Origin of the sequence: Amycolatopsis magusensis, assembly GCF_017875555.1 — a bacterium.
Classification (GTDB): domain Bacteria; phylum Actinomycetota; class Actinomycetes; order Mycobacteriales; family Pseudonocardiaceae; genus Amycolatopsis; species Amycolatopsis magusensis.
The window spans coordinates 5,148,347-5,161,979 of record NZ_JAGGMS010000001.1 but is presented as its reverse complement, the minus strand read 5'-3'; the positions used below and the strand labels follow the sequence as shown (position 1 = coordinate 5,161,979).

At 70.7% G+C, this 13,633-nt stretch carries 12 protein-coding genes; 4 read left to right on the top strand and 8 right to left on the bottom strand.

Features of this window, described 5'->3' with window-relative positions; genetic code table 11:
• The first annotated feature begins 166 nt into the window (after positions 1-166).
• Positions 167-1,009, top strand: a complete 843-nt coding sequence (locus JOM49_RS23040) for a hypothetical protein (RefSeq protein WP_245369433.1) — start codon at positions 167-169, stop codon at positions 1,007-1,009.
• Between the two features lie 104 nt (positions 1,010-1,113).
• Here the strand turns inward: JOM49_RS23040 and JOM49_RS23035 are convergent, their stop codons facing one another.
• From JOM49_RS23035 to JOM49_RS23015, 5 genes are all read right to left on the bottom strand, one after another.
• Positions 1,114-2,751, bottom strand: coding sequence for an ABC-F family ATP-binding cassette domain-containing protein (locus JOM49_RS23035; RefSeq protein ID WP_209666317.1), 1,638 nt, complete (start codon positions 2,749-2,751; stop codon positions 1,114-1,116).
• Between the two features lie 25 nt (positions 2,752-2,776).
• Positions 2,777-3,145, bottom strand: coding sequence for an ArsR/SmtB family transcription factor (locus tag JOM49_RS23030; protein WP_209666316.1), 369 nt, complete (start codon positions 3,143-3,145; stop codon positions 2,777-2,779).
• A gap of 315 nt (positions 3,146-3,460) precedes the next feature.
• Positions 3,461-4,963, bottom strand: coding sequence for an alpha/beta hydrolase (locus JOM49_RS23025; protein WP_245369432.1), 1,503 nt, complete (start codon positions 4,961-4,963; stop codon positions 3,461-3,463).
• Positions 4,964-5,130: 167 nt separating this feature from the next.
• The gene (locus tag JOM49_RS23020; RefSeq protein ID WP_209666314.1) at positions 5,131-5,814 is read right to left on the bottom strand and encodes an anti-sigma factor family protein; all 684 of its coding nucleotides are present in this window, start codon (positions 5,812-5,814) and stop codon (positions 5,131-5,133) included.
• Entirely contained in the window at positions 5,811-6,362 is a 552-nt protein-coding gene (locus JOM49_RS23015) for a sigma-70 family RNA polymerase sigma factor (protein ID WP_209666313.1), read from the bottom strand. Before JOM49_RS23015 ends, JOM49_RS23020 begins: the two co-directional genes overlap by 4 nt.
• A 204-nt stretch (positions 6,363-6,566) precedes the next feature.
• On the opposite strand from JOM49_RS23015, the gene JOM49_RS23010 reads away from it, so the two are divergent.
• The gene (locus JOM49_RS23010) at positions 6,567-8,648 is read left to right on the top strand and encodes a bifunctional diguanylate cyclase/phosphohydrolase (protein ID WP_308158844.1); all 2,082 of its coding nucleotides are present in this window, start codon (positions 6,567-6,569) and stop codon (positions 8,646-8,648) included.
• On the opposite strand, the gene JOM49_RS23005 is transcribed toward JOM49_RS23010, so the two are convergent.
• Positions 8,636-9,289, bottom strand: coding sequence for a thiaminase II/PqqC family protein (locus JOM49_RS23005; protein ID WP_209666312.1), 654 nt, complete (start codon positions 9,287-9,289; stop codon positions 8,636-8,638). The genes JOM49_RS23010 and JOM49_RS23005 overlap by 13 nt on opposite strands.
• Positions 9,290-9,491: 202 nt before the next feature.
• Here JOM49_RS23005 and JOM49_RS23000 point away from each other — a divergent pair, with 202 nt between their 5' ends.
• Positions 9,492-9,893, top strand: a complete 402-nt coding sequence (locus JOM49_RS23000) for an SsgA family sporulation/cell division regulator (RefSeq protein WP_209666311.1) — start codon at positions 9,492-9,494, stop codon at positions 9,891-9,893.
• A 7-nt stretch (positions 9,894-9,900) separates the two neighbouring features.
• On the opposite strand, the gene JOM49_RS22995 is transcribed toward JOM49_RS23000, so the two are convergent.
• Entirely contained in the window at positions 9,901-10,518 is a 618-nt protein-coding gene (locus tag JOM49_RS22995) for a hypothetical protein (protein WP_209672316.1), read from the bottom strand.
• Complete coding sequence (locus tag JOM49_RS22990; protein ID WP_209666310.1) at positions 10,518-11,282, bottom strand: bestrophin-like domain; 765 nt, start codon at positions 11,280-11,282, stop codon at positions 10,518-10,520. The genes JOM49_RS22995 and JOM49_RS22990 overlap by 1 nt, the downstream gene beginning before the upstream one ends.
• An 863-nt stretch (positions 11,283-12,145) precedes the next feature.
• On the opposite strand from JOM49_RS22990, the gene JOM49_RS22985 reads away from it, so the two are divergent.
• Entirely contained in the window at positions 12,146-13,576 is a 1,431-nt protein-coding gene (locus tag JOM49_RS22985) for a family 2B encapsulin nanocompartment shell protein (RefSeq protein ID WP_209666309.1), read from the top strand.
• Positions 13,577-13,633: the final 57 nt, after the last annotated feature.

Genomic DNA, 13,633 nt, shown 5'->3' with positions numbered 1-13,633 from the left:
CTCCCTGTTCGCACTGGATGCTCCCCCGCAATTAATCTGTTAACTTTCCAGACGGTTTCCGTCAGCGTAGTGAGCCGGGCCACAGTCGTCAACGGTTCCCTCAGAGTTGGTATGAACCACCTTCCGGCGGGTACTCCCCGCCACTCGCGGCTGGTACTTGATTCCCATGCGCCTCAACAAGATTGTCGCCGCGTTCACCCTGGTCCCCGCCATCCTGCTCTCCACCGTCACCGCCGCCCAGGCCACCGGCCCGTGGCAGAAGATCGGCTCCGACGTCGCCCGCCCGCTCGACGAGAGCCAGGGTCTGGCCACCATCGAGCGTCCCGGTGGCACGACCATCCGCTACACCGGCATCGGCACCATCCCGCCCGGCGTGGCCGCCCGCGGCTGGAACCACGTCGGTGACCCCGGCACCGCGAAGGGCTACTACATCGAGCCGTACCAGCGCGACGACCGCGGCGCGAAGCTGTTCCGCGTGCAGGCGCCGGACGGTTCGTGGTCTGAGTACCAGCACGCGCTGGAATCCTGGGAGGCCAACAACAACTCCTTCGCCGCGGTCTCCCCCGACGGCGGCTGGATGGTGGCAGGCGAGTACGGCACGATGGACCGCTTCCTGGTGCACCCGACGCCGGGCATCGCCGCCAAGGACCCGGCGAAGAACCTGCCGTACGCCTTCGCGATCCGCCTCGACCGGCCGGTGCGGGACATCCAGGGCTGCGACTTCGTCACCGCCACGCAGCTGCTCTGCTCGTCCAACGATCCGGCGGGCTCGCTGTTCGGCATCACCAAGCCGCTGCTGCAGGTCGACCTCGCGGGCGCGCTCAACGGTTCGGACGTGACCGGCCAGGTCAGCGCGCTGGGGCAACTGCCGCTGGAAAGCGGGTGCTCCGGTGAGTTCGAGACCGAAGGCATCGACTTCGACGAGCGCGACGGCACGCTGCGGGTGGTCGTGCTCTCGCCCAGCATCTGCATCGCCTTCGACAGCAAGACCTGGCGCTTCCGCCGCTGACCCCCAGCGCCCAGCACCGCCCGAATGCTAGGAGTGGGGCATTACTTGCGTTCATTGCAAGTAATGCCCCACTCATAGCATTGGCGGGGCGCCGGGAGGGTGGGTCAGCGCTCGGTGACCCGGCCCTCGGCGACTTCGAGGCGCCGGGTCACTTCGACGGCGTCCAGCATCCGGCGGTCGTGCGTGACCAGCAGCAGGGTGCCGGGGTAGGTCGCCAGCGCGGCTTCGAGCTGCTCGATCGCGGGCAGGTCCAGGTGGTTGGTCGGCTCGTCGAGCACCAGCAGGTTCACCCCGCGGGCCTGCAGCAGCGCCAGCGCCGCCCGGGTCCGCTCGCCGGGTGAGAGGGTGACCGCCGGGCGCAGCACGTGGACCGCCTTCAACCCGAACTTCGCCAGCAGCGTGCGGACCTCCGCGGGCACCAGCTCGGGCACCTCGGCGGCGAACGCGTCGAGCAGGGTCTCCTCGCCGAAGAACAGCTTGCGCGCCTGGTCGACCTCGCCGACGACGACCCCGGAACCCAGCGAGCACTGCCCTTCGTCCGGTTCGATCCGGCCCAGCAGCGCGGCCAGCAGGGTGGACTTGCCCGAGCCGTTCGCGCCGGTGATCGCCACGCGGTCGGCCCAATCGAGCTGGAGGTCCACCGGCCCGAGCGTGAACTCGCCGCGGCGCACCACCGCGGCCCGCGCGGTGGCGACCACCGCACCGGATCGGGGCGCGGCGGCGATCTCCATCCGCAGCTCCCACTCCTTGCGGGGCTCCTCGACCGTGTCGAGCCGCTCGATCAGGCGCTCGGTCTGCTTGACCTTCGACGCCTGCTTCTCCGTGGCGTCGGCGCGGAACTTCTTGCTCATCTTGTCGCCGTCGGAGGACTTGCGGCGGGCGTTGCGCACGCCCTTGTCCATCCAGTTGCGCTGGGTGCGCGCCCGCGCTTCGAGTCCCGCCACCGTACCGGCGTACTCGTCGTACTCCTCGCGCGCGTGCCGCCGGGCGATCTCGCGTTCCTCCAGATAGGACTGGTAGCCGCCGCCGTAGGAGTTCACCTGCTGCTGCGCGAAGTCGAGTTCGACCACACGGGTCACCGTCCGGGTGAGGAACTCGCGGTCGTGGCTGACCAGCACGGTGCCCGCGCGCAGCCCGCCGACGAACTTCTCCAGCCGGTCGAGGCCGTCGAGGTCCAGGTCGTTGGTGGGCTCGTCGAGCAGGAAGATGTCGTAGCGGCTGAGCAGCAGCGAGGCCATGCCCGCGCGGGCGGCCTGCCCGCCGGACAACGCGGTCATCGCCTGGTCCAGTCCGACGTCGAGGCCCAGCTCGGCGACCACTTCGGCGGCGCGATCCTCGAGGTCGGCGCCGCCGAGCGCGAGCCAGCGGTCCAGCGCGGTGGCGTAGGCGTCGTCGGCGCCCGGCTTGCTTTCGGTGAGCGCGGCGGTGGCGTCGTCGAGTTCCTGCTGCGCCCGTGCGACGCCGGTGCGGCGAGCCAGGAACTCGCGCACGGTCTCCCCCGGTCGACGCTCGGGTTCCTGCGGCAGGTGCCCGACGGTCGCGGTCGGCGGGTTCAGCCGGATCGTGCCCTGCTCGGGCGGCACCAGCCCGGCCAGCGTGCGAAGCAGGGTGGACTTGCCCGCGCCGTTGGCGCCGACCAGGCCCACCACGTCACCCGGCGCGACCACGAGGTCCAGCCCGGAGAACAGCACACGATCACCGTGGCCGGCGGCCAGTTCCTTGGCGACGAGGATTGCGCTCATAAGGAGACCGATGGTATCGGCAGCCTCAGCCCACCTCGGCGGCCGGGAACGGTTCGCGGATGCCCAGGCGGATGTGCTCGACGTGGAAGACGGCCTCGTCGAGCAGCATCGCGACGTGGGAGTCGTACAGGCTGTAGACCACGCTGCGGCCCTGGCGCCTGCCGGTGACCAGGTTCAGCGCGCGCAACAGGCGGAGCTGGTGCGAGACGGCCGACTGCTCCATCCCCACCGCCTCGGCCAACTCGGCCACCGCACACGACCCGTGCCGCAGGCGGTTCAGGATGAGCAGGCGCGAGGGGGTGGCGAGCGCCTGCAGCGTCTCCGCCACCGCCGCCGCACTCTCCGCGTCGAGCGACGCCGGAGGCGCCGCACGCCCCTCCACCCCATGTCCCATACCCCCATCCTAACCCGCTCCCACCCCACCCCCCACGCATCCGAACCCCACGTTCGCGCAGCCGAACCCCACACTCAGGCACCCGAGTTCCACACTCGAGCATTCGTGCCCCACACTCGGCGCCCGGGTCTTTCATGTCCGCCAGCCCTCACGAATGTGGGACTCGGCGACCCGAACGGAGAATTCAGGTGCCCGAGTGTGGGGTTCGGGTGCCTGAACGTCGAGTTCGGGTGCGCGAACGTGGGGTTCGGGTGCGTGAGTGTGGGGTTCGGGGGGTTGAGCGCCGTGACGACTCGGTACCCGCCGTAGTCCTGATCAGCTGCCGAAGGGGTGCGCATGGACCTGCGCGAAGGCATCCTCCCGGGCCCGCCGCGCCTCATCGGAAAGTCCCGCGAACGCCGACTTGTCCGCCCCGCAGGCGACATCCCGGGCCGGACGTACGCCCTCCACCAAGAACCGGTTCACCGCATTGCTCGCGCACGCGTTCTCCGACAGGTAGGCCCCATGCCCGCCCTGGTCCACCGTCACCATCCTGGCGCGGTCACCCAAGGCCCGCCGCATTTCGCGGGCGCCGGCCAGCGGGGTCGCCGGGTCGCGGCGGTTCTGCACCAGGAGCACAGTGGACGGTCCCTCGTCGGTGATCCGCACCGGCGGCTCCACCGGCTCGGTCGCCCAGAAGGCACACGGCCAGACGTTCGCCGACGCCGCCCCGAACATCGGGTACCGCTTGCGGTCCTGTTCCACGTTGCGCTGGTACTCCGCGACCGACTCCGGCCAGTTCGCATCCCCGCACACCACGTAGAGCTGCGACGAGAGCAGGTTCGCGAAGTCCCGTGCGGCCGCCACCGCCACGGACGGGTCCATCCGGTCCAGCGCCTGCCACTGCTGGGCCAGCACCGGGAAGTTCCCGTCCCCGTAGAGGGAGCCGAACGTGAGGTGGCGGAACAACGCGCCGTTCACGCCGGCGACCGGGTTCGCGTCCAGCCTCGCCGCCAGGTCGAAGTACTTCGCCTTCACCTCGCGCGGAGTCCGGCCCAGTTCGTAGCTGGTGTCCCGGTCCGCCGCCCAGCGGGCGAAGTCGGGAAACCGGTCTTCCATCCCCTGACCCATGATCCGCGCGCCGGCGATGTCCAACCCGCCGGTCCCGGTCACGCTGTCGAGCACGAACCGGTCAGTCCGGTCCGGGAAGAGCGTGGCGTAGACCGCCCCCAGGTAACTGCCGTACGAACCGCCGAAGTACGAGATCTTCGGCTCGCCCAGGGCTTCCCGGATCAGGTCCATGTCGCGCGCGGTGTTCGCCGTGGTGATGAACGGCAACCGCGGACCGCTCGCGGAGGCGGCGCACTGCTGCGCCAGCCCCTGCGCGACCTGCGCCCTGGCCACCACGTCGGCCGCGTCCTTCGCGTACGGCGGCACGTTGCTGACGATCTGCTCCGGCCGCAGATCACAGGTGACCGGCGAGCTCTGGCCGACCCCGCGCGGATCGAAACCGATCAGGTCGTAGGAATCGAGCACGCTCGCCGGTATCCCGGAAAACACCAGGGACATCGGCATGTTCAACCCCGACTCGCCGGGACCGCCGGGGTTGAGCAGGAGCACCCCGCGCCGCTGGGGACTGGCGCTGGGCAGCTTGGAGATCGCCAGTCCGAGCTGCTCCCCGCCGGGATCCCGGTAGTCGAGCGGCACGGTGAGCGTGGCGCACAGCAGCGGGCCGCCGTCCGCGCATGGTGTCCACTGTGGACCTTGCGCGGCCTGCGCCGCCGGGGCCAGGACTGCCGCGGACACCGCCACGACGACGGCCGCCATGAGCTTTCGCATCGAACCCCCAGGGGTCTCGGCAACGAGTCCGCCCAGCCTAGGAAGCCCGGCCGCCCGGCACATCCGCCTCCGGGTTGAGCCCGCGTCACCCCACGGTCGCTACCCGCGCGACGCCGAGGTGGCTTTGGGGGCCGGAACCCCCGAAGCCACCTCGTGTCCGACTCAGCTCACACCGGTACCGAGACGAACGTCTTCCCGTCGAAGTTCTCCACCTCCACGGCGGCCACCTGGTCCGGCGGCACCAGTGCCGCGCCGTCCAGCTTCGTGCCGTCCCGCTCGCCCGCCGGTGAGACCAGCCAGCTGCCCGCTTCCGCGCGGGTGCCGTCCTTGCCCACCACCATGATCCGGCACTTCTGCCCGGCCGGGATGCCCTTGATGTCGGTGCTGATCCGGACCCAGCCCGCCGCCGGTTTCACCGTGGCGGTCATGCTGGCGCCGGTCCCGGGATCGGTGCCCGCGCTGGTCTTCGTGCCCGGCGGCAGCGCCACCACCTCCGGCGCGTCGGGTGCCGACTGCTGGCCGACGATGACGCCGCCGCCCAGGAAGGCCGCGGCCACCACGGCCGCCGCCACGCCGACGGCGAAGCGCCGCTTGCGTTCCTGCCCACCACGTTCGGTGCGCACCTGCCGCAGCGTGCGCTGCAGCAGCAGATCCCCGCCCTCGGGCGGGCCGTCCAGCAGCGCCTCTGGCGGTACTTCGCCGAGCGCGTCGTGCAACTGCCGCAGTTCGTCCAGCTCGTCGGCGCACCGCGTGCAGGCCGCGACGTGTTCTTCCACCGCGCGCACCTCCCGCTCGTCGAGCGCACCCAGCGCGTAGGCGCCGAGCAGCTGCGCGTCGTGTCCCGTGTTCATCCGGCCACCCCCTTCAGCGCCAGCTGCCGTCCCAGCGACGTGTTCCGCAATGTTCGCAAGGCGTAGTGCGATCTCGACTTCACCGTGCCCGGTGCCACGCCGAGCGCCGCCGCCGCCTCGCTCACGCTGCGGCCCTCGAAGTAGATCTTGACCAGCACGTCGCGGTGGTCGGCGGAGAGCTGGTCGAGTGCTTCCAGCACCACCACCGAATCCACCACCGAATCCGCGTGGTCCCGTTGCACCGGCGGCTTCTCCGGTACCTCGGGCACTTCCGGCGGCCGGGCCGACTTCGCCCGGAACCGGTCGGTGATGATGTTGCGGGCCACGGTGAGCAGCCAGCCGCGCACCGAGCCCTTGCCGTTGACGAGCACGTCCGGATTACGCCAGGCCCGCACGAGTGTCTCCTGGACCACGTCCTCCGCGGCCGCCCGGTCCCCGGTCAGCCGCGTCGCGTAGGCCAGCAGTGCGCGCCCGTGCTCCTCGTAGACCGTTCGGATCAGTGCCTCGTCGGCCGCGGGTTCCCGTTTCCGGGACCACAACGCCGCCATCCAGCTCTCCTCCCCGCCCGTGGGCGCGTAAGTGACCGCGTAACCGTGCCACGCACCGGCAGTACGGACACGGGGCAGCCGGCGGTCGGGTTCGAATCTTTTCCGACCCGCTCCGCCGCTCACCCGAAGGGCTTGCCCTGTTCGGCTGACGCGGTAGCGTACGGTGACGGTTCGGCGACCCATCGCACGAAGACGGAAGAGGGCGTGGAGAAGCGGAAGTCGGCACCTCCGGCGGATCTGATCTGGGCGTACTACCTGGCCGCGGGCGCACTCACCGTGGCCGCCTACTACACCGCCGTGCTCACCGGCGGACCCCCGGTGCTGCGCGTGACGCTCTACTGCCTGGTGTCCGCGTCGGCCGCGGCGGCGGTGCTGCTCGGCTGCGTGCGCAACCGCCCGCGCTCGTGGCTGCCGTGGGTGCTCCTCGGCCTGAGCCAGGTCGTCTACGCCGCCGCGGACGCGAACTTCTACGTCACGCACTTCATCCTGGGGAAGACCTCGTTCCCGGCCCCGGCCGACGTGCTGTACCTGTCGCACTACCCGCTCGTGGTGGCCGGGCTGGTGCTGCTGATCCGCCGCCGCACCACCGGCCGTGACGTGCCGAGCCTGCTCGACGCCGCGTTGCTCGCGGTGGTCGCCGGCATGCTTTCGTGGCTGTACCTGATCGGCCCGCAGACCGAAGCCGACTCGCCGCTGCTGGTGAAGGTGGCGTCGATGGCGTACCCGATGATGGACCTGGCCATGTTCGCCGTGGCGGTGCGGCTGATCCTCGGGCGCGGCCGCCGCAACACCGCGTTCGTGTTGTTGTCGACGAATCTGCTGGCCTTCTTCGCCGCCGACAGCACCTACGTCTTCCAGCAGCTTAACCAGACCTACGCCGCGGGCAACTTCCTCGACGCCTTCTGGCTTTCCGGCAACCTCGCGCTCGGCGCCGCCGCGCTGCACCCGAGCATGGCGCACCTCGCCGACCCGGGCGGCACCCCCGATCGCGGCCCCGGCCCGTTGCGCATCACCGCGTTGTGCGCGGCCGCGCTGATCGCGCCGGCGACCCTGCTCGTGCAGTACGCGAACGGCGCCTACTCCTCGATCCCGATCGTCGGGTGCGCCTGCGCGGTCCTGTTCGTGCTGACCATCGCCCGGCTGGCCGGGCTGGTCTCCGAGCAACGCAGGCTGGCGATCACCGACGGGCTCACCGGCCTGCGCACCCGCCGCTACTTCGAGGCCGAGTTGCCCGCCGAGATCGCCCGCGCCCGGCGGGCCGGTTCCCCGCTGGCCGTGCTGATCGCCGACGTGGACCACTTCAAGTCGATCAACGACCGCTACGGCCACCCCTGCGGGGACCGGGTGCTGGTGGAGATCAGCCGCCGCCTGCGCCGCGCCACCAGGGACACCGACATCCTGGCGCGCTACGGCGGTGAGGAGTTCGCCCTGCTCATCCGCGGCAGCGGCGGGGAGGAACCGGCGGTGATCGGCGAGCGGATCCGCCGCGCGGTGGCCGACAGCCCGGTCGCGATCGACGGCGGGCACCCGCCGATCGAGGTGACGATCTCGGTGGGCACGGCGAGCTTTCCGTTGCACGGCAAGACTCCCGCGGATCTGGTGGGTGCCGCCGACCGCGCGCTCTACGCGGCGAAGAACCGCGGCCGCGACCGCGTGGTCGACTGGCCCGCCGAACCGGAGCCCGACGAGGACGCCGGGATCACCTACCTGCAGCGGATCGCCGACGAGGTGGACAGCTGGCTGTCCACGCACGAACACGGCCGGGCGGTCGGCCGCTGGGCGGCGCTGGTGGCGGGCGAACTGGGCCGCTCACCGGCCAGCGTGCGGCTCGCCGAACTCGGCGGCCGCCTGCACGACGTCGGAAAGATATTGATACCCAAGGAAATCTGGGAGAAGCGCGAGCCGCTGACCGAGGACGAGTGGAAGCAGATCCGGCAGCACCCGGTCTACGGGTACCGGCTCGCGCTGGCCGTGCCGGGCCTGGGCGGGGTGGCCGACGTGATCCGCCAGCACCACGAGCGCTTCGACGGCCAGGGCTATCCCGACCGGCTCGCCGGGACCGCGATCCGGTTCGAGGCGCGGATCCTGGCCGTGTGCGACACCTGGGCCGCCATCCTCGCCGACCGGCCCTACCGCCCGGCGCGCACCGAGCCCGAAGCCGTACGCGAACTGCTCGACGCCCGCGGCACCCAGCTCGACCCCCAGGTGGTGACCGCGTTCCTCGACCTCCACGCGCGGGGAGAGCTCGGCTCGCTCCCCCGCGCGGGTGTCACTCAGGCAGGCTGATCGGCCAGCGTGTTCCAGAACATCAGCTCGTAGCTCTGGAACAGCCGGGCGTACCGCCGGGCCTCGCGGTCGTCACGCCCGGCGTCGAGGCCGGTCTGGACCGCCGCCGCGGCCTGCTCGGCCTGGCCGGGCGCGGGCGTGGCGAAGAAGTCGAAGAAGGCGCACGCCTCGTCGTCGAAGCCGTACTGCTCGCGCATCGCGCCGGTGATCGCGGCGCAGTAACTGCCCCAGGCGGCGAAGTTCGAGTACAGCGCGACGACCACATCGGCCGGTTCGCCGTTCAGCGCCAGCCAGGCGAAGTACGCCGGGTACGCCTGGCAACCCGCCTGCGGCTCGTAGGCGTCGAGCGCGGCTTCGTCCAGCCCGGACGCGGCGGCGAGCGCGGGCAGCTTGTCCAGCGCCAGCCGCTCACCGGCGGCGAGATCGGCGAAGAAGTCCCGCACGGCGAGGTCCTCGCTGCGTGCGGCCAGGGTGAGGCAGCTGCGCCAGTCGCTGCGCACGATGCGCAGTTCCTCGGCGGCGATGGTGGCGAAGACCGACCGCGGCGCCCTGCCCTCGGTGATCAGCGGCACCAGCCGGTTCTCACTGTCGCGGGGTGCCAGTTCCGCCTGGACCGAGGCCAGCAGTTCCGTTGCGGTCATCGCGAGAAGGCTCCTTTGTCGCTGGTAGTCGTCACTTTCTGACTCCGTGTAACCAGCACCGTACACCGGATCGGGTGAGGCAGGGGGCCGTCCACCAGCGGGCCGTACACCGGTTCGCGTGAACGGCCGCCAGAACCGCGTAAGCCGGGGCCTGCTCGAGCATCCCAGTGTCGACCGAAATGAAGGAAGAAGGTGGCCAGAGATGAACGACGCCGTACACCAGCACCAGTTCGTGTCCCTCAGCGACGCGGACGCGCCCGTGCTCTCCCGCTTCTCGTACTCGGCGGCCGAGCCGTTCGCGGTCTCCCTCTCCTTCCAGTCCGGCGACGGCACCTGGACCGACTGGACCTTCGCCCGCGACCTCCTGATCGCCGGCCTGGCCGGGCCGGTCGGCGAAGGCGACGTCCGCATCCGCCCGGAACTCGCCCGCGACGAAGAGTTCTTCGCCGTCGAGTTCGAGTCCCCCGGCGGTTACGCGCTCGTCGAACTCCTGCGCATCGACGTGGAAACCTTCCTCGAAGCCGCGTCGGGCGTCGTCCCGATCGGCACCGAAGAAGCCTTCTTCGACGTGGACGCGCTCATCGACGAGCTGACCAACGTCTGAGCCCGGCTCAGCGGTGACGGGCGGCCGCCCGCACGGCGGCACCCGCGCCGAGGGTGAGCACCACGACGGTGAGCCCCCAGCGGCGCTTCTCCTCGGTGTCCATCCCGGTTTCCGGCCTCGGTGCCGCGGCCGGTTTGATCGGCGCCGCTCGCTTCCGCGTGGAAGCGGGCGGCGCCGATTCCGGTTCCGGCGGGGTGGTTTCCGGGGGCGGCGGAACCACGGCCTGCCGGCTGGTCGGGGGCGGCTCGGTCGTCACCTTCGGCGGCGGCTTCGGGGAAGGCGGCTTCGGCGGCGGGGTCGGGGCGGGCACCGGCGGCTCCGGCTCCGGCTCCGGTGGCGGAGGCGGGGGCGGCGGAGGGGGCGGTGGCTCGGGTGGGGGTGCCGGCGGTGGCGGAGGTGGCGGGGGCACCGGAGGTGGTGGCGGAGGCGGTGGGGGTTGCTGCGGCGGGCAAGGTGGTTTCGGCGCGCACAGCGGCCAGATGAGGCACAGGCGCAGTTCCACCTCCACCGCGGCGGAGTGGGCCGGACCGGCGGCGGGTGCGGCCGCCAGTGCCGGTCCGGCCATGCTCAGCGTGAAGCCCGCGGCCAGTGCGGCACCGTAGGCGCCGTAGTGCGCGGGCCGCATCACGCGAGCCGATCGACGGCCCACCGGAAGGCTTCCGGCTCCACCCGCGCGCCTCCCCCGAAGGGGTTCTGCAACTGGTAGATGGCGAAGAGCAGCAGGGTGATCGTGGCGGCCAGGGTGGACACGATGATCACGTGGGTGAGCAGTTTGGTGCCACCGAACAGGTTCGGCAGCAACACGGTGATCACGCTGCCGGCGATGAGCACGAACCAGACCACCGCGCCGACGCCGACGCTGTCGGAACCGTTCAGCCGCGCCTGCCGCGCCTGGTAGACCTCCCAGAGCTTGTCCACCGCCTCGGTCTTGCGGCCGACGGAGAAGTCGTCGTCCGGGACCTCGGCGTCGGTGATCGCCGCGCGGAGGTCCTCGAGCTGGCGCTCGGCGGTCCGCGGCACGGACTCGCCTTCGCGCAGTTTCGGCCATTCCTCGGTGGCCACCGTCGAGGCGTACTCGACGGCGAAGCGCCGCACTTCGGCGGCGACCGGCTCGGGCAGCGAGTCCGCCGCCCAGGCCACCGCCACCAGGCCGTCGGCCTCCTCGTAGGACATGTCACTGGCCTCGTTCACCGCGTCGTACAACGAGATGAGCACGAAGGCCACCAGCACCACGTGGAGGCCGGCGACGATGGTGAACACCTGCCCGGCCGCGTCGTTGTTGCCGGGGCGGCCCTCGTCCAGCCCGAACCGCCGCACCAGATACGCGGTCACCCCCGCGACGACCGCGGCGCCGGCGACCCACAACACGCCGCTCAGATAGATGTTCATCGGACTCCTGCACTTGCTTCGGGCGTGATTCGTCCCGCCATTCGGGAATACCCCGTCGACGGCACCTGGAAATAACGGCGCGCACGTTTCGGACCCTGCCTCCCCAAGGGTTTTCCGAACTGACCGCGCCTGGTTTGAAACCGGCGACCGCCCCTTCGCGGGGTAGATCGCGAACACAAGTTATCGATCGGCACCCTGGGTCACAAGCCAGCATGAGGCAGTTCATCCGGTCGGTGAACCGGCCCATGATCGACCACCGTTTCGGACCATTTACCCGGCCGCCGGAGAACCGGGACGAGTACTCCGGCCGGCGCGGAAGCCCCGACCGACCGGCGATTAGGCCGACCGGGGCGCCCGCGCTCACCAACCGTCACCGAAATCACCCGCCCACCGGGTTGACACTCCATTCGAGACAGTGGGTTCGGCACCCCCACCCGGCCGCCGGGCGCAGCCCGTTCGGCCCAGCGGAAGTCAGCCGGGCGGGCCCGCGAGGCCCCCGTTCAGCCGATCACCGGGTGCTCCACTGAGCCGTCCGTGGCCCGGCGGGCGCCGCACGCTACCGTGCGTACCGGAAAAATAGTGGTCAGTGTCATTCCGGGGGATTTCCCGGGTGCATTAATACATCTGCCCGAAAGCCCTTTCGAGTGACTCCCGCGTCAGTTGAGCCGGTGCTAACGTCGCTGCTGTCGACCACCGGGGATCGACACGGCAAATCATCCGAAACCTCCACTACCGGCCGGTCCGCGAATGGGCGGATTGCGCGCGGTTCTTCGTCGTGCCGATGGATGCCGGCACCCGCCGGCACCCGCCGATGGGTGCCGTGGAAACCGGTGCCGAACTGTTCCGACTGTTCCGAACCAGAGATGGGTGGATTCGCAGTGACTGTGACCGAATCGGTCGAGCCGGGTGTCGGGGAGGGACGGCCCCAGTCCAGCCTGGGCACCAAGGCCGCCCGGAACCTGGCCACCACCACCAAGTCCGTGCCGCAGATGCAGGGCATTTCCTCGCGGTGGCTGCTGCGGGTGCTGCCCTGGGTGCAGGCACAGGGTGGGGCGTACCGGGTGAACCGGCGGCTGAGCTACACCCTCGGCGACGGCCGGGTCAGCTTCACCAACATCGGCTCGGAAATCCGGGTCATCCCCCAGGAACTCCGCGAACTGCCGACGCTGCGGGGCTTCGAGAACGACGAACTGCTCGTCTCGCTGGCCGGGCGGTTCCAGCAGCACGAGTACCAGGCAGGCGACGTGATCGCCGAGGCGGGCACGCCGATGAGCCAGGTGGTGCTGATCGCCCACGGCAAGGTCGAGAAGATCGGCCGAGGCCGCTACGGCGACCAGACCGTGCTGGGCGTGCTGGCCGACGGCGAGTACCTCGGCGACCAGGTTCTCGCCGGCGAGCAGGGCGAATGGGAGTTCACCGTCAAGGCGGTCACCCCCTGCATCGTGCTGACCCTGCGGGAGCAGTCGCTCGGCGAGCTCAACGGCGGCTCGGAGCTGCTGCGCGAACACGTGCAGCGCTCGCTCAGCTGCCGCACGCGCCCGCAGAACGACCACGGTGAAGCCGAGATCAACCTGTCCTCCGGGCACGAGGGCGAACCCGACCTGCCGTCCACCTACGTCGACTACGAACTCTCGCCGCGCGAATACGAACTCAGCGTGGCGCAGACGGTCCTGCGGGTGCACAGCCGCGTCGCGGACCTCTACAACCAGCCGATGAACCAGACCGAGCAGCAGTTGCGGCTGACCATCGAGGCGCTGCGCGAGCGCCAGGAACACGAGATGATCAACAACCGCAGCTTCGGCCTGCTGCACAACGCCGACCTCAAGCAGCGCATCCACACCCGCAGCGGGCCGCCCACCCCGGACGACCTCGACGAGCTGCTCGCCGTGGTGTGGAAGGACCCGGCGGTCTTCCTCGCCCACCCGCGCACGATCGCCTCGATCGGGCGCCAGTTCAACAAGCGCGGGCTCTACCCGTCCGCCGCCGAGATCGAGGGGCACCGCCTGCCCGCGTGGCGCGGGATCCCGATCCTGCCGTGCAACAAGATCCCGGTCACCGACACCAACACCAGTTCCATCCTGCTGATGCGCACCGGCGAAGCGGCCCAGGGCGTGATCGGGCTGCACCAGACCGGCATCCCCGACGAGTACCAGCCCGGCCTTTCGGTCCGCTTCATGGGGGTCAACGAGCAGGCGATCATCTCCTACCTGGTCAGCGCCTACTACTCCGCGGCGATCCTGGTGCCCGACGCGCTCGGCGTGCTGGAGAACGTGGAGATCGGCCGCGACGGCTGATCGAGTCCGCCCGGAAGACCCGACCCAGCCCGACCGACCAGCACCAGCACCAGCACT